At 65.6% G+C, this 24,114-nt stretch carries 19 protein-coding genes; 4 read left to right on the top strand and 15 right to left on the bottom strand.

The window, feature by feature from the left end:
* Positions 1–79: 79 nt before the first annotated feature.
* From ACFVTD_RS10725 to ACFVTD_RS10655, 15 genes are all read right to left on the bottom strand, one after another.
* Positions 80–1,381: a M18 family aminopeptidase gene (locus ACFVTD_RS10725; protein WP_387562144.1), complete on the bottom strand. Its 1,302-nt coding sequence runs from the start codon at positions 1,379–1,381 to the stop codon at positions 80–82.
* A gap of 22 nt (positions 1,382–1,403) precedes the next feature.
* Complete coding sequence (locus tag ACFVTD_RS10720; protein ID WP_387562141.1) at positions 1,404–2,810, bottom strand: amino acid permease; 1,407 nt, start codon at positions 2,808–2,810, stop codon at positions 1,404–1,406.
* 274 nt (positions 2,811–3,084) lie between these two features.
* On the bottom strand, positions 3,085–3,960 hold the full coding sequence (locus tag ACFVTD_RS10715) for an ABC transporter permease (protein WP_387562138.1): 876 nt from the start codon (positions 3,958–3,960) through the stop codon (positions 3,085–3,087).
* Positions 3,957–4,883, bottom strand: a complete 927-nt coding sequence (locus ACFVTD_RS10710) for an ABC transporter ATP-binding protein (protein ID WP_387562135.1) — start codon at positions 4,881–4,883, stop codon at positions 3,957–3,959. Before ACFVTD_RS10710 ends, ACFVTD_RS10715 begins: the two co-directional genes overlap by 4 nt.
* A gap of 147 nt (positions 4,884–5,030) precedes the next feature.
* On the bottom strand, positions 5,031–6,527 hold the full coding sequence (locus ACFVTD_RS10705; protein WP_387562132.1) for a bifunctional phosphatase PAP2/diacylglycerol kinase family protein: 1,497 nt from the start codon (positions 6,525–6,527) through the stop codon (positions 5,031–5,033).
* A 22-nt stretch (positions 6,528–6,549) separates the two neighbouring features.
* Positions 6,550–7,764: an MFS transporter gene (locus ACFVTD_RS10700; RefSeq protein WP_387562129.1), complete on the bottom strand. Its 1,215-nt coding sequence runs from the start codon at positions 7,762–7,764 to the stop codon at positions 6,550–6,552.
* Entirely contained in the window at positions 7,761–8,534 is a 774-nt protein-coding gene (locus ACFVTD_RS10695; protein WP_387562126.1) for a DeoR/GlpR family DNA-binding transcription regulator, read from the bottom strand. The genes ACFVTD_RS10700 and ACFVTD_RS10695 overlap by 4 nt, the downstream gene beginning before the upstream one ends.
* A 118-nt stretch (positions 8,535–8,652) precedes the next feature.
* Complete coding sequence (locus ACFVTD_RS10690) at positions 8,653–10,335, bottom strand: ABC-F family ATP-binding cassette domain-containing protein (protein WP_387562123.1); 1,683 nt, start codon at positions 10,333–10,335, stop codon at positions 8,653–8,655.
* Positions 10,336–10,360: 25 nt separating this feature from the next.
* Complete coding sequence (locus ACFVTD_RS10685) at positions 10,361–12,349, bottom strand: penicillin-binding transpeptidase domain-containing protein (RefSeq protein WP_387562120.1); 1,989 nt, start codon at positions 12,347–12,349, stop codon at positions 10,361–10,363.
* A 65-nt stretch (positions 12,350–12,414) separates the two neighbouring features.
* Positions 12,415–13,857, bottom strand: a complete 1,443-nt coding sequence (locus ACFVTD_RS10680) for a phytoene desaturase family protein (protein WP_387562117.1) — start codon at positions 13,855–13,857, stop codon at positions 12,415–12,417.
* Positions 13,850–15,313: a glycosyltransferase family 87 protein gene (locus ACFVTD_RS10675; RefSeq protein ID WP_387562114.1), complete on the bottom strand. Its 1,464-nt coding sequence runs from the start codon at positions 15,311–15,313 to the stop codon at positions 13,850–13,852. The genes ACFVTD_RS10680 and ACFVTD_RS10675 overlap by 8 nt, the downstream gene beginning before the upstream one ends.
* Positions 15,314–15,361: 48 nt before the next feature.
* Positions 15,362–15,490: a hypothetical protein gene (locus ACFVTD_RS10670; RefSeq protein ID WP_387562111.1), complete on the bottom strand. Its 129-nt coding sequence runs from the start codon at positions 15,488–15,490 to the stop codon at positions 15,362–15,364.
* A gap of 335 nt (positions 15,491–15,825) precedes the next feature.
* On the bottom strand, positions 15,826–15,957 hold the full coding sequence (locus tag ACFVTD_RS10665) for a hypothetical protein (RefSeq protein ID WP_387562108.1): 132 nt from the start codon (positions 15,955–15,957) through the stop codon (positions 15,826–15,828).
* 155 nt (positions 15,958–16,112) lie between these two features.
* Entirely contained in the window at positions 16,113–16,697 is a 585-nt protein-coding gene (locus tag ACFVTD_RS10660) for a histidine phosphatase family protein (protein WP_387562105.1), read from the bottom strand.
* Positions 16,694–18,202 (bottom strand): CCA tRNA nucleotidyltransferase, encoded by a 1,509-nt coding sequence (locus tag ACFVTD_RS10655; RefSeq protein WP_387562102.1) that lies wholly within the window; start codon positions 18,200–18,202, stop codon positions 16,694–16,696. The genes ACFVTD_RS10660 and ACFVTD_RS10655 overlap by 4 nt, the downstream gene beginning before the upstream one ends.
* 207 nt (positions 18,203–18,409) lie before the next feature.
* On the opposite strand from ACFVTD_RS10655, the gene ACFVTD_RS10650 reads away from it, so the two are divergent.
* The 4 genes from ACFVTD_RS10650 (at position 18,410) to trxB (ending at position 24,082) form a co-directional block, all read left to right on the top strand.
* Positions 18,410–18,910, top strand: a complete 501-nt coding sequence (locus tag ACFVTD_RS10650) for an NUDIX hydrolase (protein WP_306632433.1) — start codon at positions 18,410–18,412, stop codon at positions 18,908–18,910.
* Between the two features lie 60 nt (positions 18,911–18,970).
* Positions 18,971–21,103 (top strand): murein biosynthesis integral membrane protein MurJ, encoded by a 2,133-nt coding sequence (gene murJ, locus ACFVTD_RS10645; RefSeq protein ID WP_387562099.1) that lies wholly within the window; start codon positions 18,971–18,973, stop codon positions 21,101–21,103.
* A 166-nt stretch (positions 21,104–21,269) separates the two neighbouring features.
* A complete protein-coding gene (locus ACFVTD_RS10640; protein WP_387562096.1) occupies positions 21,270–22,904 on the top strand; it encodes a discoidin domain-containing protein in 1,635 nt (544 codons plus the stop codon).
* Between the two features lie 221 nt (positions 22,905–23,125).
* Positions 23,126–24,082 (top strand): thioredoxin-disulfide reductase, encoded by a 957-nt coding sequence (gene trxB, locus ACFVTD_RS10635; protein WP_387562093.1) that lies wholly within the window; start codon positions 23,126–23,128, stop codon positions 24,080–24,082.
* Positions 24,083–24,114 lie beyond the last annotated feature (32 nt).

The raw sequence follows: 24,114 nt of genomic DNA, 5'->3' as shown, positions 1-24,114 counted from the left end.
ATACGCCTGCCCTGACTATGTGGATACCCGCACCAGCTGTGCGGACATCAATCCGCGCGAACCAGGGGAAAAGAAGAACTTAGGCGGCAGTCCGGAAGAACAGCTCGGCCACGGCAGCCAGGCGGTACGGGTCATCGACGCCGCACAGCTCGCGGGCGGAGTGCATGGACAGCAGCGGCACGCCCACGTCCACGGTCCGGATTCCCAGCCGGGTGGCGGTGAGCGGGCCGATAGTGGAACCGCAGGGCACCACGTTGTTGGAGACGAATTCCTGGTACGGGACCCCGGCCTCGCCGCAGAGCCGGGCCCAGAAAGCGGCACCGAAGGCGTCCGTGGCGTACCGCTGGTTGGCGTTGATCTTCAGCAGCGGGCCGCCGTTCAGGACCGGGTGGTTGGCGGGGTCGTGCCGCTCGGGGTAGTTCGGGTGCACCGCGTGGCCGGCATCGGCAGAGAGGCAGAACGACGCCGCCAGGGCCTGCCGCCGCTGGCTCACCGTTGCGCCCAGTCCGTCAGAGATGCGCACCAGGACGTCCTCGAGGATGGGCCCGCACGCACCGGAGCGGGAGTTGGAGCCGATTTCCTCGTGGTCGAAGGCCGCCAGCACTGCGATGGGACCGCCGTCAGCCCCGGAACCGGTATGGGCGGCCAGCGCCGCCAGGCCTGCGTGCGTGGCCGAAAGGTTATCCAGCCGCCCTGATGCGAAGAACTCCCCCTTGCCGCCGAAAACCGCAGGGTCCTGTGTGTCTGCAATGACGACGTCGTACCCGCCAATTTGCCCGGGATCGATGGAGGCGCCGGCAACCGACCCCGCCAGCACGCCCAGCAGATCGGAATCCGACGGATTCCCCAGCCCCCACACCGGATTCATGTGCCGCTGTTTGTCCAGCGCCAGCCCCTCGTTCACTGCCCGGTCCAGGTGGATGGCCAGCTGTGGGAAGCGAAGCAGCGGCCCGGTGGCCGTGAGGTGCTCGCTTCCGTCAAGCATCACCAGCCGGCCCGCGAGCCGGAGCTCGCGGTCCAGCCAGGAATTCAGCAGCGGCCCGCCATAGACCTCAACACCTGCCTGAAGCCAGCCGTGGGCACCGGTGGTGGGCTTGGGCTTGAGCTTGAACGACGGCGAATCGGTGTGCGCGCCGAGGATGTTGAATCCGGTGGCCGGTCCCGCGCCCTCCGGGACCACCCAGGCGATCAGCGCGCCGTCGCGGATGATGTAGAACGAACCCGGCCCGCCCGCCCACGGCTCCAGCTCGTCCAGGCGGACGAATCCGGCCTCCTCGAGCCGCCGGCCTCCCTCGTGCGCTGCGTGGAAGCTCGACGGCGATGCGCTGACGTAGGCGCCAAGGTCCTGGATGTGGTCTGCGGCAGAGGAAGGCAAAGGCATGGTCCCGAGTCTAGCGCCGCCCCTACTCCGCGGGAGCCGGGGCAGCCTCGGTTGCCACTGCGGGCTGTGCGTCCGCTGCCGCGCCCTTGCGGCGGTACCGGAGGACGCCCACTGCCACCACAACGGCGGCCAGCGCCAGGGAGAGCAGCAGGGACTCACGCGTGGACTCCACGATCACCATGCCGATGAGCAGGGCCACGATGCTGATGATCGCTGCCCAGGTGAGGTACGGGAACAGCCACATCTTCAGCTGCAGGTCCTTGGCTGCGGCACCCATCCGACGGCGGAGGACCAACTGCGACGTGGAGATGACGAGCCACACGAACAGGGCAATCGCACCGGAGGTGTTCACCAGGAAGAGAAACACCGTGTCCGGGGCAATGTAGTTCAGGCCCACGGTGATGAAGCCGACTACCGTGGAGGCGAGCACGGCGGCAGCGGGAACGCCGCGTCGGGAGATGCGGGTCCAGGAGCGCGGGGCGTCACCGCGGGTGGAGAGGGAAAACAGCATCCGGCTGGCGGTGTAAAGGCCGGAGTTCAGGCAAGAGAGGACCGAGGTCAGCACAACGACGTCCATGATGGTTCCGGCGCCCGGGATGCCGAACAGTTCGATGACCGCAACATACGGGCTCTTGGCCACGGAAGCAGAGTTCCAGGGAAGCAGGGTGACCACTACGGCGATGGAGCCGATGTAGAAGACCAGGATGCGCCACACGGTGGACTTTACGGCCTTCTTCACGGCGTCCACGGGGTTCTCGGATTCGCCGGCGGCGATGGTGGCGATCTCGGCACCGAAGAAGGAGAAGACCACTACAAGGATGCCGGCCAGGACGGCGCCCGGTCCGTTGGGCATGAAACCGCCGTTGTTGAGCAGGTTGCTCAGGCCGGGGGCCGGGACGCCGGGGATGAGGCCCAGGATGGCGGCGGCACCGAAGAGGAGGAAGAGGACGATTGCCGCCACCTTGATGGAGGCGAACCAGAATTCGAACTCGCCGTAGGACTTCACGGAGCCGAGGTTGGTGAGCGTCAGCAGCACCATGAGCACCAGGGCCCAGACCCACTGGTCGATGCCCGGCACCCAGCGGTGCATGATGGCTGCACCCGCTGTGGCTTCAATGCCCAGGACGATGATCCAGAACCAGGCGTAAAGCCAGCCGATGCTGAACCCTGCCCAGCGGCCCAGCGCCTTGTCTGCATAGGTGGAAAAAGAACCGGTTTCGGGGTTTGCAGCGGCCATCTCGCCCAGCATGCGCATCACTAGGATGACCACCAGGCCGGCGGCCGCGTACGCCACGAGGATGCCGGGACCGGCCTGCTGGATGGCTGCCCCCGAGCCGACGAAAAGGCCTGCACCGATCACGCCGGCGATGGCGATCATGGACAGGTGCCTGGGTTTCAGGGACTTTGAGAGTTGCTGGTCAGCATGCATGGAAGTGCCGTCCTGTTGGGAAATAGCATGGGTTGTGCGACGTGCCTTAACGGACCACCGGCTAACCGTGTGGTGCACCACATCGTCGTTTCACCCTAGATCCGCCATTATGCGCCCTGCTTTGTGCAGTCCAACAGATCTGGTTCCGGCCAACAGGACGGCACTCCAAGCAGACACCGTCAGAAGCAATAAAAGTTTTCCTTCAGGCATATTTGTAATGTGCCCGAAACCACGCGCCCGCTCCGGGCGCATGGCGGAAACCGGCCCAGCGGGGCTACACGTCCCGGCGCTTCAGCAGCACGGCCGCAAGCAGGACCGGGACGACCACCCAGGCGCCCAGGACCAGTCCGGCCTGCCAGGCTTCCAGGGTATCCGGAACGTGCTGTGCCGCCGTCAAGGGTTCCACTGTGTTGCCGGGCAGGTACTTGCGGGCTTCCTTGAAGAAGTCCCCGGGAATCAGCTGGAAAGCGATCGGCGCCACAAAGAAGATGCCCACCAGGCTCATGATGCCGCCGGCCGAATTCCTGATCAGCGTCCCCAAGGCCATGCCGATGGCAGCCACGGCTGCCACGTAGATGCTGTTGACCAGGAGGAGCTTGACCGACTGTGAGCTGCCCAGGTCCAGCTTCAGGCCGTAGTTGTCCAGGATGGGCACCGCCACCAGTCCGGCAACCCAGGTGGAGGCGGCCGTGACCACGAAGGAGGTCACCATGACCACCACCAGCTTGGCCCCGAAAGCGGGCAGGCGGCGGGGAACCGCCGCGAAGGTGGACCGCGCCATACCTGTGGTGAATTCCGAACTCATCAGCAGCACACCAAGGGAGCCAAGGATCAGCTGGGCGAAGGCGATGCCGGACGTAGGCACGCTGACGGCAAGGTCTCCGCCCTGGGATGCTATCCGGGCAGCCGCCTGCGGATCCCGGGTGGCCGCATTGGCGAACTGGCCCGTCCCCCATGCGGACAACGCGCCAAAGCCAACCATCACCACAGCCGTGGCGGCGAGCAGGATCACTGTCGAAAGTAGGCTGCGGAACTTGATGACTTCAGAATTGAGCACCCGGATAAAGGTCGGCCCGGGAAGGGGACGTCCGGTCCTGCGCGAGTCCTGCCCGGCGGGGGATGGCATTGATTCAGTGGTCGTGGAGCTCATGAGTGGGCAACCTCCGCAGCGGGCAGGGAGTGGTATTCGACGTCGTCCTTGGTCAGTTCCATGTACGCCTCCTCGAGGCTGGCAACAAGCGGCGTGAGTTCATACACCATGACCTGGTTTTCCAAGGCCGTGGCTGCAATGGTTTTGGGATCCAGGCCCGTCACTTCGAGCAGTTCCCGTTCCGGCACCTCAATGGACGCGCCCCGGCCGGCCAGGAGCTGGCGCAGGTGGTCCGGCTGGTCGGTGCGGACGCGGACCCGGGACTGGCCCTTTCCCGTGATGATGTCCCGGATCGGGGCATCGGCAATGACGCGGCCTCGGCCGATGACCACCAGGTGGTCCGCCGTCTGTGCCATCTCGCTCATCAGGTGGCTGGAGAGGAACACGGTGCGCCCCTGCCCGGCAAGGTAGCGCACGAGGTTGCGCACCCACACCACACCCTCGGGGTCCAGCCCGTTGACGGGTTCGTCCAGGATGAGCGTCTGCGGGTCCCCCAGCAGGGCTGCCGCGATGCCCAGGCGCTGGCCCATGCCAAGCGAGAATCCGCCCGCTTTCTTGCGCGCCACCGCCTCGAGTCCGGTCATTTCGATCACTTCGTGCACCCTGGCTTTGGGGATGCTGTGGGTGGCAGCCATGGCCAGCAGATGGTTGTAGGCGCTGCGGCTGGTATGGACGGCCTTGGCATCCAGCAGGGCGCCCACCTCCCGCAGCGGGGCTTTGTGCTGAATGTAGGGCAGGCCGTTTACCGTCGCAGACCCTGACGTTGGCCGGTCCAGCCCCATGATCATCCGCATGGTGGTGGACTTTCCTGCCCCGTTGGGTCCAAGGAAGCCGGTGACTTGCCCTGCCCTGACGGTGAAACTGACACCGGCCACGGCGGTTTTGTCGCCATAGACCTTTGTCAGCCCGTTTACCTCGATCATGAATCATCCTTTGAACGGCAGCGGACGGCTGCGGACGTTGTGGGGTGCGGATACGTTCCCCACGCTACCGAGGCGGCCGGCATTTTTCGCCGGATTCAGGGATGATTCAGGGGAGAATCAGGGTTGTCCGCCCCGCCGCAGCCCATGTCAGGGGCGTGGCGAGTAGTAGGTCAAAGCCTTGGGCCGTACTTCGTAGGCCACTTTCCGGACACCCGCCAGCGCTTCGCCGTCCACTGCCAGTGCCATGGGCGCGCCGCCGGCGTCGATCCTCACTTCGGTGGCTTCCCTCAGGTGGGTGATCCTTGAGCTTGCCACTGTCCCGGTCAGCACCGACCAAAGCAGCCGCAGCCGGGCAAAGGATTCGTCGGCGGTGATCAGCCGGACGTCGAGGACCCCGTCATCCATGACCGGCCGGATCAGGGGTGCGTGGTCCCGGGGGTAGAAGCGGCCGCGGCCCAGGTAGGCGATCCACACTTTGTGGGGGACGCCGTCCACGCTGAGGGTTGTGGGGGTGCCGGCGGCAAAGGTGCGGAACATGGCCACGACGCCGGCCAGCGGCTTGCCGAGTGCCGGCTGCAGGTGTTCCCGCCGCCGCACAAGATTTGGGTAGATGCCCACGCTCGAGGTGTTCAGCATGATCAGTTGGGAGATTTCAGGGTTTCCCGCGAGCCCGCGTTCCGCGGTGACCAGGCCGACGTCGGCCAGGGCCGCCTCGCCCTTTCCGGCGGCCGCGACGGCTTCCTTGAGGCTGCCTGTGCCGGCGTCGCGGGCAAAGTGGTTGAGCGTCCCGCCCGGCAGGACCAGCAGGGGGATGGAGCGTTCGACGGCGACAGCGGCCGCTGCGCCAACGGTCCCGTCCCCACCCCACACGCCCAGGGCCAAGGTGCCGGGATGGTCTGCCGTGGCATTGATTCGCTGCACCAGGTCTTCGTCCGGCTGCACGATATTGATATGCGACTTTGGGAATACTTCCTGGAGCGCTGACGCGGTCTCCTCCTTGAAAGAGCCGCCCAGTGTGTTCACAACGATGCTGAGGCCCTCGCCGCCCGGGAGGGCCGGTGCGCTGGTCCATGCCCGCGTCGTCTGGGGGATGGGCGGGCGGACCGGCCACCAGTGGCGCGTCACCAGGGCGGCCCCGGCGCCGAGCGCCGATCCGAAGAGAACATCGGAAGGCCAGTGCGCGCCGGTGTGGACCCTCGAGTAGGCCACGCCCAGGGCTGCTGGGGCAAGGGCGATACCCAGCGCCGGACGGACCAGGCCGGCTCCCACTGCGAATGCGACGGCTGATGCCGAGTGGCCGGACGGCATGGAGGAGCTCGTGGGCTGCGGATGCACAAAGCGGAAGACCGGCAGGTGCTCGGGGAGCGGCCGGGTGCGGGGGAGCAGTGTCTTGAACACCACGTTGGTCACGGCTGACGCGACGCCCTGTGCGATCAGCCCGTGCACAGCCGCCCTTCTGGTCTTCCCCGGGAAGAGGGCCAGGACCGCTGCCGTCCCTATCCAGAGCTTGCCCTGGTTGGCAGAGGCGGAGAGCCGGCGGAAGAAGGCGTCGTGATTGCCTCCCGGCAGGCTCGAGACATGCCCTAAGAGGTATCTATCAAGGCGGCTGACCCAACTCCGGCCCCTCGGCCTCGTGCTTTGCATGGGATCACCCTAACCCCACCGGCTAGTCCTGCGGGGCTCGCTCATGTTCAACGCGCAGGGGTTTCGCTGCTCCGGCAAGGAGCAGTGCCAACAGGATGGGGGCCATGATAGCCAACAGCGCGGTGTGGATTCCGGTGAGGTCGCCCAGGTACCCCAGCAGTGGCGGTCCTGCCAGGAAGGATATATACCCCAAGGTGGATACGACGGACACGCGGGCAGCCGAATGCTTGGGGTCGTCGGAAGCTGCGGACATGCCCATCGGGAAGGCCAGGGCGGCGCCCACACCCCAAAGGGCAGCTCCCATGCCGGCCAGCCAGATGTTCGGGGCCAGCAAAAAGAGCCCCAGTCCGGCTGCCGCGGCGGCCATGCTGGCCCGGAGTACCGCCACCCGACCGTACTTGTCGATGACCCGGCCGCCAAGGAACCGCATTGCCGTCATCGCCAGGACGAACAGCGCAAACATGAGCGCGCCGGTGGATTCTGAAGTCCCCAGACCGTCCACGGAAGCCTTCGCGATCCAGTCGTTGCCCGCTCCTTCGGTCAGGGTCGCTCCCAGGACCACGACACCAATGAGCAAGGTCCGGCTGTCCCGCCAGGCAGACGGTCCCCTGGCAGGTTTCGGTTCCCCTGCCGCGGGAGCCGTTGAGATGTGGGGGAGGAAGAACCGCGGCACGGTCAGTGCCACCAATACCACCACAGCGGTGATGACCAGGAGGTGCAGCGGCAGGTCCACGCCCATGGTCGACAGCCCTGCCCCGATGAGGGCCCCCACGAAGGCGCCCCCGCTGAAGGCAGCGTGGAATTGCGGCATGACCGTCCGACGGAGCTTGTGCTCGACGTCCGCCCCTTCGATGTTCTGCGCCACATCCCAAAGGCCGATGCCAATTCCGAAGAAGAACAGCGATACGGCGGTTCCCGGGATGGACGTGGTGAGGAGCGACATGGCGATACCCACGAATGCGGCCGCGGCCAGGAGTCCGGCAGAGCGCACGGTATTGGCCGTTCCGAGCCTGCCCACCACCAGGCCGGCGGTGGGCAGCGCAAGCAGTGATCCCACGGCCGTGCACAGCAGCAGTGTGCCCATTTGGCCGGAGGTGATGTGCAGTGTCTGGGTCACGGCGGGGATGCGGGCAGCCCAACTGGCAAAGACAAGCCCGTTGATGCCGAAAACCACAAAGGTCGCCGCCGCTGCGGCCCTTAGTCCTGCCTGCTGGTCCGTTCCGGTGTTGGTGCTCATACGCTCACTACTTCCACTGGGTATTTTTCGAGTTCGGATTTGTCCTGTGCACTGAATTTCCGGTCCGTGACGATGACGTCCACCCGGTCCAGTCCCGCCACCAGGACCCTAGCGTGGGCCTGCCACTTTGCAGCTGAGGCGGCCACTACCACCCGGGCTGCGGCTTCCAGCCCGGCTGTTTTGACGGCTGCGTCCTCCAGGTCGTGGGCCAGGAGTCCGTCTTTGAAGTCCACTGAACACGGCGTCAGCACCGCTGTGTCAAAGCGCAGGGACCTGATGGTGGACTCGGCCAGGGGTCCGCGGAAACAGAGTTCACCGGGCACCACGCTGCCCCCGGGCAACAGAAGCGCGGGCCGTGAGCCGCCTGCACCGTTTCCCTCGGCTGCCGCATTCAGGGCCTGCAGGGACATGGGCATCAGCGTCAGCTCCCTGCCCGCCACGGCCCGTGCCACCGCGGTGGCAGTGCTTCCGCTGTCCAGCCAGACGTGTTCGTTCTCTGCCAGGAGGCCGGCGACCGCTGCCGCAATCCGTCTCTTGCCGTCCTGCTCCTCCAGCTCCCGCTGTCCGTAGCCGGGATTCTGCCCCTGCCCTATCAGGCTCCTGGCCCCGCCGTGGATCCTGCGGAGGACACCGTGGCCGGCCAAAACCTCAAGGTCGCGGCGAATGGTGGCGCCGGAGGCGCCGCAGGCCTGCATCAGATCCTCCACGCTCACCTCCAGCTGCTGCCGAAGGACTTCGGCGATGACCCGGTGCCGCTCATCCGTCTTCATGATCAAATGCTATCAAATCTTGATCATTTGCTCACCAAGTGATCAAAGCCGGGATTTGCCCTATCAGATATGGCTGCTAAACCCTGGGGTTGGCAGCCCTACCTGATGGAGCAACCGCTCAGCGGGCGCGCTCCACCCGCTGTTCATCCCACACCGGTTCCGCGGACTCGTAGACCTTGCCGTCCGAACCGAAGACCAGGAACCGGTCGAAGGTCCGCGCGAACCAGCGGTCGTGGGTCACGGCCAGCACGGTCCCCTCAAAGTGGTCGATGGCTCGTTCCAGCGCTTCGGCCGAATGGAGGTCCAGGTTGTCTGTCGGCTCGTCCAGCAGGAGCAGCGTGGCTCCACTGAGCTGGAGAAGGAGGATCTGGAACCTCGCCTGCTGGCCGCCGGAGAGGGACTCGTATTTTTGTTCCGACTGCCCGGCCAGGCCGTAGCCATCCAGCGCACCGGCGGCCGCCTCGCGGCCCAGCCCGGACCGGTGTTCGTCGCCGCGGTGCAGGATCTCCAGCAGCGTCTTGCCCAGCAGGTCCGGACGGACGTGGGTCTGGGCAAAGAAACCGGGCCGGATCCGGGCACCGAGCTTCACGGTTCCCTCATGCGGAACCTCGGCGATCTCCACATCGGAGACGGGGAGGTGTTCGCGTTCGGGGTCGGTACCACCGGTGGCGAGCAGCCGGAGGAAGTGCGACTTGCCCGAGCCGTTGGATCCAAGCACACCCACGCGGTCACCAAACCACACCTCGGTGGAGAACGGCTTCATCAGGCCCGTCAGTTCCAGCTTTTCCGCCACAATGGCCCGTTTGGCCGTCCGGCCGCCCTTGAGCCGCATCTGGACGTTCTGTTCGATGGGCAGGGCCTCCGGCGGCCCCACCTCGAGGAACTTGGCCAGCCTGGTCTGCGCCGCGTGGTATCGGTTGGCCATGTCTGAACGGAAGGCAGCTTTGTTCTTGTACATGTTGACGAGTTCCTTGAGCTTGATGTGCTCCTCGTCCCAGCGTTTGCGGAGTTCCTCGAAGCGCGCGTTCCGGTCTGCGCGGGCCTCCACGTAGGACCCAAAGCCGCCGCCGTGGATCCAGGCTGCCGCTCCGTTGATTCCGGATTCCAGGGTGACGATCCGGCCGGCCGCGTTGTTCAGCAGTTCCCGGTCGTGGCTGATGAAGAAGACGGTCTTCTTCGACTCATTCAGCTTTTCCTCGAGCCAGCGCTTGCCCGGGACGTCCAGGTAGTTGTCCGGCTCGTCGAGGAGCAGGAGGTCGTCCGGGCCGGCGAACAGTGCCTCCAGCACCAGGCGCTTCTGCTCACCGCCGGAAAGGGTCGACGCCGGGCGGTGCTGCGCGCGGTCAAAGGGAAGACCCAGCGCGGCCATGCAGACCTCGTCCCAGACGGTTTCGACGTCGTAGCCCCCGGCGTCGCCCCAGTCCACGATCGCCTGGGCGTACCGCATCTGGGTGGGTTCGTCGTCGTGCTCCAGCATGGCCAGTTCGGCCTCGTCCACCTCGCGGGCGGCGGCCGCAAGGGCCGGGGGAGCAGCGGACACCAGCAGGTCACGGACCGTGGAACCATCCCGGACCTGGCCCACGAACTGGCGCATGATGCCCATGTTGCCGGAGCGGCCGATGACACCCTCGTCCGGGACCAGGTCCCCGGCGATGATCCGGAACAGGGTGGTTTTGCCTGTGCCGTTGGGCCCGATCAGGGCGGTCTTGGTGCCGTCCGGGACTTTGAAGGTCACCCCGTTCAGCAGCTGGGTGCCGTCGGAGAGGAAGTAGTCGATGCCGGAAACGTCAATATGGGCCACGCCGTCAATCCTCCCATGCCGCTTCCTAGCCGGCGGCGGTGAGGAACTGCTTCAGCAACGGACCGGAGGTGGTGGCGCCCAGGCCGCCGTCCTCCACGAACACGGCCACGGCCAGGTCACCGTGGACGGCCACGATCCAGGCGTGGGTCTTGGGCGGGTTCTCGGTTCCGAATTCGGCGGTTCCCGTCTTGGCTCCCACCGGTGCGCCGGGGACGCTGGACAGGAAGCCCGCGTGCCCGGACGTGACCACGGCGCGCATCATGTCGGCCAGCGCTGCCGCCTCCGCGGCGGTGATGGGCTTGTCCGACGCCGTGGAGGGCGCCTCAGCGGTGGCCGTCGCCGATGCTTCGGCTGCTGGAGCGGTGGAACCGGCTGTTGTTCCGGCGGCGGGAGCACTGGCGTCGGGGTTGAGGACCAGCTGCGCCGAGACCGGGGCGCCTTTGGCGACCGAGCCGGCCATGATCGCGGCGGCCAGCGGGGACAGCAGCACCTTGCCCTGGCCAATCATGGATGCCGCATGCTCCGTGCCCTGGGCTTCGCCGGGGACGGAACCCAGGAATGCTTCCGCGCCGAGTTTGGGTGCCTCAACCGCCACTCCCATGGACGTGGCTGCCGCTTCAAGTTGGGCCTGCGAGACAGAGTCGCGCTGCGAGATGAAGGCGGTGTTGCAGGAGTGGGCAAAGGCGTCGCGCAGGGTGACCGCACCCAGCGAAGTTTCGGGGTAGCCCTCAGAGTTTTTGAAGGTCCGGCCATCAACGTTGAGCGTGGGCGTGCACTGGACGGTGGAGTCCGGAGTCATTCCGTTGCGGAACATCGCCAGGGAATCCACCATCTTGAAGATGGACCCGGGGGCGTACTGCCCCAGCATGGCCGTGTTGTAGCCGTTGCTGCCCGGCCCCGAAGCTGCGGCCAGCACGGCGCCGCTGGAGGGACGGAGGGCCACAATGGCCGATGCCGGCCCCACTTTTTCCAAGGTGGTTTCAGCCAGCGACTGCAGCCGCGGATCGAGCGTGGTTTTCAGGGGCGTCCCGGGCTTGGGCGCCACCTGGAAGAGAACGCGCCGTGGGTCCGTACCGGCCGACTGGATCTGTTCGCGGGTCAGGTCTGCCCGCTGCGCGCGGATGACCACCGCGTCCGAGCCGCGGAGCTGTTCGTCATACTGTTGCTGGAGTCCGCCGATACCGGTGGCATCACCGGCACTGAGGACACCTTTGGACGCCTCGATCTGCTCGGCGGTGGCTTCGCCAACCGATCCGAGCACTGCGCGGGCAAACGTCCTGCTCGGGGCGAGGGGGATCGACGCCGGGATGCCGCGGGCGCCGGGAATGGCCGCGATCTGCTCGTCGGAGATGGTGCGGCCTTCTTCACGCAGCGTGATGGCGGAAACGAAGGCCTGCGCCCCTGCCGCCTTGACCTGCTGCACGTAGGCGGCAGGGTCCACTCCCACCAGTGCCGCCAGCTTGCCGGCAGAATCGGCCGGGTCCGCGGTGCCGAGCTGGGGCTTGTCTATGCCTACGTTCACCACGGGGCGGTAGGTCACCAGCGGGACGTCTCCGGCACCAAGGATGTCCGCGCGCTGGGGGGACTGGGATCCCTTGGTCACAATCTCGCTGTCCGCCAGGCCTGGCGCCAGGAGGGCGGGGTCCCAGATGGTCACCCATTTGTCACCGGACTTCTTGAAGTTCGCTGCAATGGTGTATTTCCACTCCGCGTCGCCGAACTTCCAGGTGTAGTTCAAGGGCGCGGACGCCTTGTCTCCATCCAGCGTCAGGGCGCCTGCCTGGACTTCCGGCTTCTGCGGGTCCAGGGCCGCGAAGACTTGGTGCAGCTGGTCGTTCGCCGCTGCGGCGTCTTTGCCCTCGAAGGGCACAGACCCTACATCTAGCGCGGAGACCGCACCGGCCAGTTGTTGCGCGGCAGCTTCCGCCCCGGATTTTCCGTCATCGCAGGCCACCAGCGTGGTCCCGAGAATGAGCGCAGCTACGGCAAGCGAAAGTTTTGTTGATTTCCCCATCGCGCCATTATCCCCCGGACCGGAGGTGGGCCGCGCCACGCCCGCGGTGGTGGCCCTCCCGGGGCCTAGGACAGTCCGAGATCCGGGACCTGGAGCTTGAAGATGTCCTTGAGGGCATACTTTGCCGCGTGCATCCCGGGCATGCCCGTGACACCGGGACCGGGCGGGGTCGAGGACGAGCACAGGTAGACACCCAGCAGGGGTGTCCGCCACGGGACGGGGGACACCACCGGTTTCTGGACAAGTCCGCGCACATCCATCACCCCGGCACTGAAGTCGCCCCCGATGTAGTTGCGGTTGTAGTCAGCCAGTTCCGCAGCGGTGATGGCGTGCGATTCCACCACGAGGTCGCGGAAGCCCGGCGCGAACCGTTCCAGTTGGGCCACCACTTGGCTGGTCATGTCCTTGGTCGAGCCGGACGGCACATGGCAGTAGGTCCACAGGATATGCCGGCCTTCCGGTGCGCGGCTGGAGTCGAAGCGGGACGGCTGCGCCACGAGCACATACGGCCGTTCGGGGTGGCGTCCGTCACTGACCTCGTTCTCCGAGCGCGCGAGTTCAGCCCGCGTGCCGCCCACATGGACCGTCCCCGCGTCGGAGAGCCCGGCTGCCTGCCACGGCACCGGCCCGGACAGGATGAAGTCCACCTTGCAGGAGCCGTTGCCGTAGCGGAAGCGCTCCAGCGCCCTGCGGTAGTGGGCGGGAAGGGATTGTCCCGCCATGTCCAGCAGCCCCCGGGGCGCCACGTCCAGCAGGGTAGCGCGGGAGGCCGGAAGCTGTTCCAGCCTGTCAACTGGCGCGTCGGTGTGGATGATGCCGCCATGCGCCTTGATGTCGTCGGCAAGTGCTTCAGCAATTGATGCGGAGCCGCCGCGGGGGATGGGCCACCCGCCGGCGTGGCCAAGGGCGCCGAGCATGAGACCGGCGCCGGAGGCTGCGAGGGAGGGCAAATGGGAAATGGCGTGGGCGGCCACACCGCTGAGGAGTGCCGGGGCAAGTTCGTCCCGGAACCGGGCGTTCCACACCCCGGTCCCCTGCTCCATTGTCCGCAGCCCATAGACGGCGGCCACCAGGGGATTCCGGGGCATCCGGAGGAGCTGGTTCTGCGTGAAGTCCATGACATCGTCGATATGCCTGACCAACGGTTCCATGAGCCGCCGATATGCGGGGCCGTCCTGGCCCAGCTCCGCTGCCGTCCTGTCCAGGGACTTGTAGGCCAAGGCCGCGCGGCCGCCGTCCAGCGGTGACCCGAAGGAAATTTCCGGGGTGACCAGCTCCACCCGCCGGGGCAGCTCGAAGGCGCGGAAGAAGGGGGACGCCACGGCCATTGGATGCACCGCGGAGCAGACGTCATGGAAGTGTCCCGGCTGCATGAGTTCCGTGGTCCGGGTGCCGCCGCCAATTTTGGGGGCTGCCTCGAAGACTTCCACCGACAACCCGGCCCGTGCCATGACCGCTGCCGCCGAAAGTCCGTTGGGACCGGAACCTACTACCGCGACATCAGGCATGGGACCTTGCTTTCGAGGGAAGCAGCGAGGCGGCCGGCCGGAATGGGTTCAGCCGGAACCGGTCCGGTGCGTTGGCAAACGGTCCGCCGTGGGGATCGTCGAGGTGGTGCCGTCGGATGGGATCGTACGCGGGATCGTAGATATCCCAGACGACGCGGGCCATGAGGTAGCCCACTGCGGCCATGTGCGCGGCCACAGCCAGGACGTAGTAGGGCATGTCCAGGTTGTGCTGGGAGGAACCTGCGCTGGTCACCTGACCAAGGTACATCCAGATGGCGGCCCAATGCAGGGCTTCGACGCCCTGCCAGACCAGGAAGTCGCGCCACCGCGGCCTGGCCAGCGCCAGCAACGGGATGAGCCACACCACGTACTGCGGGGAATAGACCTTGCTGGTCAGGATGAAGGCAGCCACGATCAGGAATGTGAGTTGCGCCAGGCGCGGGCGGCGACGGGCTGTCAGGGCAACAGCGGCGATCCCGAGGCATGCCACCACGAAAAACCCACCCGACAGGACGCTGACGCCTTCGGCACCCAGCTTGGACCAGCCCAGTCTGTCCGCCAGCAGGTTGTAGGCAAACCACGGTGAGCTGTATCCGGCGCCCCGGTCGGCGCTGTACTGGAAGAAATAGGTCCAGCCGGAAAAGTTCGCCAGGGCGAAGGGGAGGTTGACCACCACCCACGCCGCGGCGGCGCTCCCGGCGGTAACCAGAAGGGGGCGCCATCGACCCGTCCGTACCGCGAGCAGCAGGATGGCCCCCAGTACCAGCAGGGGATACAGCTTGGTGGCGGTGGCCAGGCCGATCAGCACCCCGGCGGGGACCAGGCGCTGCCGGGCAAATAGGTACATGCCCAGCGCGAGCATGCAGGCAGCCCAGAGATCCCAGTTAATCGTCCCGGCCAGCACGATGCCCGGCGCTACTGCCACCATGGCGGCGTCCCAGGGACGGCGGCCGGGCATCCGGGCAGTCACCAGCACGGTAACCATGGCTGCCGCCGCCAGCAGCACGGCGTTGATGTCAAAGTAGGCCAGCGCCTGGGTGTTGGCATCCCCTCCCGGGACAAACCATGCCGTGACGCCCGCGATCAATCCAATGAGCACCGGGTATTCGAACAAGCTGCCGCTGCCCACGATCGGAAAGACCCCCGCCGCCATGCCACGGTTCCGGAACAGCTCCGGAAAATCCGAGTAGCAGGTGGCATAGAACTGCGTGGGCGTCTCCCACCCGTTGACCCTGCAGTAACCCTTCAGCAGGATCCCCAGCAGGGCTGCCAGCGCGGTGAGGGCTATGAGCACCCGCTCCACAGTAAAGATGCCAGGGGTGACGACTCCCGGATCCGTCCGCGACCCCAGTGGGCCGCCTATAACCTCGGTGAAATTCCGCAGGAGGGTGTCGCTTCGGCTGGGCACCACGATGCGGGGCCGTCGACCATCCTCCGGCGGCTGGGTCTCGTGCATGGGTTCGAGCTTACAGCCGGCCCCTTCCCGCGGGACCGGGGCCGGCCGTCAGCGCAGGCCGCCAACCTGCTGGTGCATCAGCACGAACACGTCGTTTCGATGCTGTTCCAGCAGGCCGCTGTTCAGGGAACCGCGGTGCTGCAGGGGACGGGACAGGAGTCTCATGATTCGTTGCATCAAGGCAACCACCTCCTTTCTTTAGGATCAACAAAAGGGCATGACAAATCAGCGCCGTTTTTGGGCATAAAAAAACATGGCAGTAATTAGGTATCTGCAATCAATAAAAGAAATGCAGATTAATGGCAGGAATCAGCGCAAGCGGAAACCTGGAAATTAGAGAAGCTGCGGCGGAATTGACCTATGCCGGCTGCGTGGGGCTTGGGCAGGGACAGTCCGGCGGCAAGGCAGGAGTGATGCCATGGGCCGTCAAAGTACCAGCGGGAAGCTTTCCGTTACCGGACATCTGTCCGGGCGGAAGCCCTTGCGGGGTCCGACCGGAAGGCTGGTGCCGTTTAGCGGCGCCGCAGGCCCGGGAAGGCGGCTGTGCGCCAGGTGTCCGGGGCATCTGAGGCAATGCGTGCGGAATCAGCAAAGGCCGGGAACGCATTGATGAGGGCATTCCATTCGCCAGTCAAAGTCATCATTTTCCCAACCTCCTTTTCTGCTGTCCGCTGCGTGTTTTGCGATGCGGCCGGTGGCCCCGGCTAGTCACCATGGGGTCAGGAATAAAAGTACCGCAGGTTTCCGTGAATTGCCAGCAATTCGGGAAGAAAAGGCACAAATTCCGAAATTTATGTTCCTAGAGGCCCCAACGGACAATAGCGGGTGTCTTCTTATCCCATCCCAGGGTGCAGACTTTGGCTGTTCCCAGGACAAAGTGCCGTCCCTCCGCAGGCGGCAATTCCAGCCACCGGGCGGTCAGGATCCGGGAGAAATGCCCGTGTGCCACGATCAGCACATTGTCCATTCCCGATTCGAGGATCCGGCCGATGATCTTGTCAGCCCTGGCGGCGACCTCGTCCAGCGTCTCGCCGTTGGGTACGCCGTGGGTCCAGATCAGGTAGTCGGGGTTGTCCTTGCGGATCAGGTCGGAGCTGATGCCTTCGTAGTCGCCGTAGTTCCATTCCACTGCCAGCGGCTCGTGCCGGGCATCGGGGAATCCTGCCAGCTCGGCGGTTCGCCGTGCGCGCCGCAGCGGGGACGTGAGCACCAGGTCGAAATCGACGCCGTCCAACACCTTGCGGGCCTCCACGGCCTGCTGCTCACCTTCAACGGTCAGCGGGAGGTCCGTGAGGCCGGTGTACTGCCCGCTCTTGGACCATTCGGTCTCACCGTGGCGGAGGATCCAGAGCTGGGGGCGCGGGGCAAGGGCGGGGCTGGTCATTTGGACTCCTCAACGGGTGAAGGTTCGACGACGGCGGGAGAGGCTTCGGCCCCCGGTCCGGCAGGTGCTGATTCAGGCTGTTCGGCCCACCAGCGGAGCAGGCGCGCCTCCGCTTCCTCCGTGGGCAGCGGTCCGTGCTCCATCCGCTCATTCAGGAGGAACTTGTACGCGCGGCCCACCACGGGGCCGGGCTTGAGGTCCAGGAGGGCCATGATGGCCGCCCCGTCCAGGTCCGGTCGAACCGCATCCAGCGACTCCTGCTCACGCAGGGCGGCGATCCGTGACTCGAGGTCGTCGTAGGCGAAGGCCAGGCGTTCGGCCTTCCGCTGGTTCCTGGTGGTGACGTCGGAACGGGTCAGCCGGTGCAGCCGCTCCAGCAACGGTCCGGCGTCGGTGACGTAGCGGCGGACGGCGGAGTCGCTCCAGCCGGCGTCGCCGTAACCGTAGAAGCGCATATGGAGCTCCACCAGCCGGGCCACGGCCTTGGTGGTGTCATTGTCGAACCGCAACGCCTTCATTCGCTTGCTGGTGAGCTTGGCACCCACCATGTCGTGATGCCGGAAGCTCACCGCGCCGCCCGGTTCGAAACGGCGCGTAGCCGGCTTCCCGACGTCGTGCATCAAAGCTGCAAAACGCAGCACAAAGTCCGGCCCGGGCACGGGGCCGTCCGTGTCGGTTTCAAGTTCGGCTGCCTGTTCCAGGACCTGCAGGGAGTGCTGGTAGACGTCCTTGTGCCGGTGGTGCTCGTCGGATTCGAGGCGGAGGGCGGACACCTCGGGCAGCACATGCTCGGCCAGCCCCGTGTCCACCAGGAGGTCGATGCCTGTCCGCGGCCGCGCCCCGCAGACCAGCTTGACCAGCTCGTCCCGTACGCGCTCCGCGGAAATGATCTTGATCCGGTCTGCCATGCCGGTCATGGCGTCGCGGACGTCGTCGTGGACCGTGACGCCCAGTTGGGCGGCGAACCGGGCGGCGCGCATCATCCGCAGCGGATCATCTGAGAAGGACGCTTCCGGCGATCCAGGCGTGGCCAGGATGGAGGCGTGGAGGTCGCGGACACCGCCGAAGGGGTCCACCAGTTCCATGGACGGCAGTTTCAGCGCCATCGCATTGATGGTGAAGTCCCGGCGCAGCAGGTCGTCGGTCAGGGAGGAGCCGAACGCCACCACAGGTTTGCGGGAGTCGGGATCGTAGGCCTCTGCCCGGTAGGTGGTGATCTCGATCTGGAAACCGGCCTTGCGCATGCCGATAGTGCCGAACGCGCGGCCGATCTCCCAAAAGTTGTCCGCCCATTTCTTGACCAGGGCCACGGTCTGGTCCGGGGTGGCATCAGTGGTGAAGTCGAGGTCGGGGGAGGTCCGGCCAAGGAAGAGGTCGCGCACGGGACCGCCCACCAGGGACAGTTCGTGGCCGGCGTCCACGAAGCGCTGCCCGAGCTCCAGGACCACCGGGGGGACCTTGAAGTCGACAGTGTGGGAATCAATCTTGTGATGTGCGTGCGCCATAGTTCCTTAAGCTTGGCAGAAACCAGCGACTTGGCAGTCCAAAAAAGCGTCACGATCCGCCGGATTCACGTTCCCCTCCGGAAAGTACGTCATATCCCGTCCATGTTGGTGTCATGTTCCGGTCATCACGGGAGGGCAACAGTCGTTAGAGTGGACTCCATGGCCCATCCAGTACCGAGCGCTCCAGGCAGGAGGACAAACGCACCGTTGCCGTCAGCAATAGGTGCGCACGTTGCCCCTGTCCAGCAGTCGGCACCGGCATCGCTGCCAACGGTTGAGGAAGTGTCGGCCGGCGGCGTGGTGGTGGACACGTCCGACGCCGAATTGAGGGTTGCGATCATCGCCCGCCTTAACAGGGGTGGACGCCTCGAGTGGTGCCTGCCCAAGGGGCATCCGGAGGGCAAGGAAAACAACGAGGAGGCCGCGGTCCGGGAAATTGCCGAGGAAACCGGCATCGAGGGCACCATCCTGGCACCCCTGGGCAGCATCGACTACTGGTTCACCGTCAGCGGCCACCGGGTCCACAAGACCGTGCACCATTACCTCCTGCGTGCCACGGGCGGTGAGCTCACCATCGAAAACGATCCCGACCAGGAAGCCGTGGACGTGGCTTGGGTGCCCATCCAGGAGCTGGCCCGGAAGCTGTCCTTCCCCAACGAACGCCGCATCGCCGACCTCGCCCGCGAGGTCCTTCCCGGACACCTGTAAGCCCGGACGCCGCCGTTGTCATTGCGGTGTTAAGTGCCCGCGGGTGAGACGATGAAGTCGATGTCAGCTACCAACTTTCCTTCCGACCGGTCCGGCCGGCCCGATGACGCCGCGCCCGACGGCGTCCCCCCTGAGCCGGCCGCTCCGGACCTTACGGAGCCTGCAGCAGCAGGCGTCAGCGAGACCCGTTCCAGCGCCATCATGGCCGCGGGGACGCTCGTGTCGCGTTTCCTGGGCTTTGGCAAGACCTGGATGCTGGGTACCGCCCTGGGCCTGGGTTCGACGGTCAATGACACGTTCATCAACGCCAACAACCTGCCCAACCTGATCTTCCTGCTGGTGGCAGGCGGCGTGTTCAATGCCGTGCTGGTGCCGCAGATCATCAAGGCCAGCAAGGCTCCGGACAGGGGAGCGGACTACATCAGCCGGCTGCTGACGCTGGCTGTCCTGCTCCTGTTCGGCCTGACGGCGCTGGTCACCCTGGCGGCGCCGGGGGTCATCGAGCTGACCACGCAAGGGTACTCGCCCCAGCAGAAGACCCTCGCCGTCACCTTTGCCTTCTGGTGCCTGCCACAGATCTTTTTCTATGGGCTCTACGCCCTGCTCACCCAGGTCCTGAACGCCAACGGCGCGTTCGGCCCTGCCATGTGGGCACCGATCCTGAACAACGTGGTGGCCATCGCCGGCCTGGGCATGTTCATCTGGATCTTTGGCACCAACGAGTTCAGCCCCCACACCCTGGACAACTGGGGTTCCACGCAGACGCTGTTGGTAGCCGGGTTCTCCACTATTGGCGTGCTGTCCCAGACGGCGATCCTGCTGGTACCCGTCTTCCGGCTGAAACTGGGACTTCGGCCCAAGTTCGGCTGGCGCGGCGTGGGACTTGGCCACGCCGCAAAGCTGAGCGTGTGGACGCTGCTGACCGCCGCCGTCGGGCAGCTGGCATTCCTGTACGTCATGCGCATCGCCACCATTCCCGGCGCCGAACGCATCCGGCTGCAGGAGGCGGGCGACCCCGCCGCCGCCACCCTCCCGGGCAACGCCGTCCTGGAGGTGGCCAGCCAGCTGTACCTGCTGCCGCACTCCATCATCGCGCTGTCCCTGGCCACAGTCCTGTTCAACCGGATGACCCGGGCCTCCCAGGAGGGCAACCGGGTGGAACTGCGGGATGCGCTCTCGCACGGTCTGCGGACCATGGCCGTCGCCACCGTCTTTGGTGCCCTGGCGCTGTTTGCCCTCGCCGGTCCGATGGGCATGTTCTTCTCAGGCGGCAAGGTGCAGGACGGCGTCATGCTGGCCCAGACGCTGACCATCCTGGCCCTCAGCACCCCTTTCATGAGTGCCAACTTCATGATGTCCCGCGTGTTCTACGCCAACGAGGACGCCCGCACCCCGTTCTACGTGCAACTTCTCCTGGCCGTGGTCTACGTGGCCGGTGCGTTCGCCATCCAGTTCCTGCCGGTGGGCCAGATCATCTATGCCATCGCCGTCCTCTACATGGTGGGCAACATCCTTTCTGTGGTTATCAGCGCAGTATTCCTGCGCCGGATGCTGGGGCACCTGGACGGCGCCCGGATCGCCAACTCGTACATCCGGATGGGGTACGCGGCCCTGGGCTCTGCAATCGCCGGCGCCGGCGCCCTGTGGCTCATGGGCAGCTACAACCCGGACGGTTTCGCCTGGAGCGGCCGCCTCCAAGCACTCGTGACGCTCATCGTCGTCGGGCCGGTCATGCTGGCCGTCTACTTCCTGCTCCTCCGCGTTTTCCGTGTGTCCGAGCTCAGCGACATGCTTCGTCCCCTGCTGGGAAGATTGGGCCGCGGCGGCCCTTCCGCCGATGCCGGGGACGCGCCGTCGTCCTCTCCCTCCGACGGATCCCCAGCCCGCGGGAACCAGCCCGAGCGGGCCACCACTTCGGTGGACACCGGCCTCATCCCAAGGATTTCCGGCGAGTTCGACGCCGTCTCATTCCGTGCCGGGCCGGACCCCCAGCGCACGGGCAGGCGCCAGGACACGTACGACGGCGGCACGCGGCAGGCTGCCGACAGCTCCTACCTGCCGGGCGAGGACCAGCCGAGCACCGCCCGCGGTGGCCTGCTCAGCGAACAGATTCCGCTCCCGGGCCGCAGGACGTACCAGGGCAAGGCCGGCGAGAACCCATTTTTCAGTACCCGGCGCAGGCGCAAAAAGTAGGTTCCGCAGCCTGTGGCGGCCGTCTTCTCCGCAGCCGTCCGGGGCGGATCGGCTAGGATCGAACAGATACAGGGGTAGTTGCATTCAGGCCGGGCCGTGCGAGCGGCACCTGGAAAGCGGTTGCGTCATTGAGGCCGGCAAATCCCGGACAGTCTAGGAGGAACACGTGTCCAACCCGATCGATGTCGGATCAGTACTGGGCGGCCGCTACAAGGTCACCGCCACAGTGTTGGCCTCGCACGACCACGATCTGGTGCTGGACGGTGTGGACCAGGTCCTCAACCGTCCGGTCAGCATCCTGGTCGCCGGACCGGAGAACACGGAACAGGTTGCCCAGAGCGCCCGCGAAGTGGCCACCGGCGAACGTCCGGGCACTGTGCAGGTGCTGGATCTTGGCGTCACCGAGGATGCCACCTACCTCATCACCAACCACACCTCGGCTGCCGACCTCCTGGATCTTGTGGTGGCGCCGAATCCGCCATACGTTGAACCGTTCTTCACGGATACCCTGGGCAGCGAGATCTTCGGACAGGCACGGTCAAACGAGCCCGAACCGTACGACGAGGAAGACCACGTCGAGGCGGGCTACATCAGCTACGCCGATTCTCACCCCAACCAGGTTGATAACTACCGTTCTGCCCCTGAGCGGCCTGCCCCCGAGCGTTCAGCGCCCGCCGTTCCGCCCAAGCCGCCGGTCCGGCCGGCTGCCCAACAGGCCACTTCCCAGGGCCGTGCCGGGGCTGCTGCCGCGGGTGCGGCGGCAGCCGGTGCCGCAGCCGCAGGTGCCTCACGTATTGATCCGGACGCCACTGCCGCCCAACCTGTAGCGCACACTGCTGCAACCGAGTCCGGACGTGCCGTCGCTGCCAAGGCGGACACCGGACCGAACGATACTGCCGCTCCGACCAGGAAGCCTGCTGGGGAACAGCAGCCTTCTGCTGACCAGAAGCCCAAGGTGTCCTTGTGGTCCAATGACGACTACGCGCAGTCCGGAGACCACGACCCTTACGAGGACTCCGATGGTGCCCCGGAGGACGAGCGACCGGTTAAGGGCAAGGGCGCGCTTTTTGCCCGTGCGGCAGCCCCCGCAGCAGCTGGTGTGTCGTTTGCCGACCGGGATGACTACGACGATGACCGGGACGAAGCCAACAATCAGCCCCGTTCCATGCGCTGGCTGGTGGGCTGCCTGTTGGCTGTAGTCCTGATCGCGGGCCTGATCTTCGCGGTCACCAATCTTGGCAGCCTCTTCACCTCGGAACCTCAGGCCAAGCCAACGGCTGCCCCCGTGACCAGCAATGCTGCGCAGAACTCGGCACCGGCAACGCAGGCAAGCCCGTCAGCTCCACCGGCTGTCCCTCCGGTTATCGAGAGTGTCAGCCGGCAGGGCAACTTCGATTTCGCGGCCACGTTCGATGGTGACCTGGTCAAGGCCTACGACGGAAACGCCGCCAGCTACTGGTCCGACATGGAATTCGCTACCGAGAACTGGGGCGGTTTGGCTCCCCAGGGCGTCCCGCTCGTTGTGAAGCTGAAGGGCACTGCCACCGTCTCCTCCATCACGCTGTCCCAGCTCGGAGGCTCCGGCGGTAACATCACGGTCTACACCAACGACCGTCCGTCTTTGGACGGGGCCAAGTCCGTGGGAACCAACAGCTTCACGTCCGCTGACCTGAACATGCCCCTCCCGGAACCTGTCCAGGCGCAGTATGTGATCATCTCCATTAATTCGCTCCCCAAGCTTGCAGCGCCAAAGACCCGCTACGGTTACGGCCTGCGGCTCGCCGAGATCAAGGTCCAGTAGCAGTCCACCACCAGCGTCATGCGGGCTGGTGCTGCACTTCGGGGGCGCCGCACCAGAATGTACGCTGGGAGCAGTGCGCCTTGTAACGGCTGGACTTCCTCTGTGCTGCAGGATGGCCCACATTGCATGGGCGCTGGAATATTCAGCAAGCGGACACAGTTGTGCCATGTGGCCGGCCTCCAAGGGGAGGCGAGTCGAACAAGGAAGAGGTTCACGGTCCAGTGACCATCGAAGAGAAGTCGGCGTCGGACGTTCGCGACGTCATCATTGTGGGCTCAGGCCCGGCGGGCTACACGGCAGCCGTCTACACTGCCAGGGCAGACCTGAAGCCCTTGCTGCTGGCTGGATCGGTAACCGCCGGCGGCGAACTGATGAACACCACGGACGTGGAGAACTACCCAGGGTTCCCGGAGGGCATCATGGGACCGGACCTGATGGAGAACTTCGAGAAGCAGGCGGCCCGGTTCGGCACGGAAATCCAGTTTGAGGATGTCACTGAACTCAAACTCGATGGACCCGTCAAGACGGTCACCATTGCAACGGGGGAGACCTTCAAGGCAAGGGCAATCATTCTCTCCACCGGCTCTGCCTACAGGGAACTGGGACTGCCCAATGAAAAGCGCCTCTCAGGACACGGCGTTAGCTGGTGCGCAACCTGTGACGGTTTCTTCTTCAAGGACCAGGACATCGCCGTCATTGGTGGTGGCGACTCCGCCATGGAAGAGGCTCTGTTCCTCACCAAGTTTGCGAAATCGGTAACGGTTGTTCACCGCCGTGATTCGCTTAAGGCGTCCAAGATCATGGCCGACCGCGCACTCGCACACGAAAAAATCAATTTCGTCTGGAACAGCACCGTTGATGACGTCCTGGGCGCGGACAAGGTAACCGGCCTGCGGTTGAAGAACCTCGTGGACGGTTCACTGTCTGAACTTGCTGTGACCGGAGTGTTTGTAGCCATTGGTAACGATCCCCGGACTGATCTCATCAAGGACGTCCTGGACCTGACTCCGGAGGGAACCATCGCTGTGCAGGGGAGGAGCTCCCGGACCAGCCTTCCGGGCGTCTTCGCTGCCGGCGACGTTGTCGACCCTACCTACCGCCAAGCTATTACCGCCTCGGGGTCCGGCTGTGTTGCAGCAATCGACGTCGAGCACTATCTTGCCGACCTGCCCGCTTAATTTGCGCCACCGTAGTTTGAAAAGAAAGAGAA

This window comes from Pseudarthrobacter sp. NPDC058119 (genome assembly GCF_042884655.1).
Taxonomy (GTDB): Bacteria; Actinomycetota; Actinomycetes; order Actinomycetales; family Micrococcaceae; genus Arthrobacter.
This window is presented reverse-complemented; position numbering and strand designations above follow the sequence as displayed.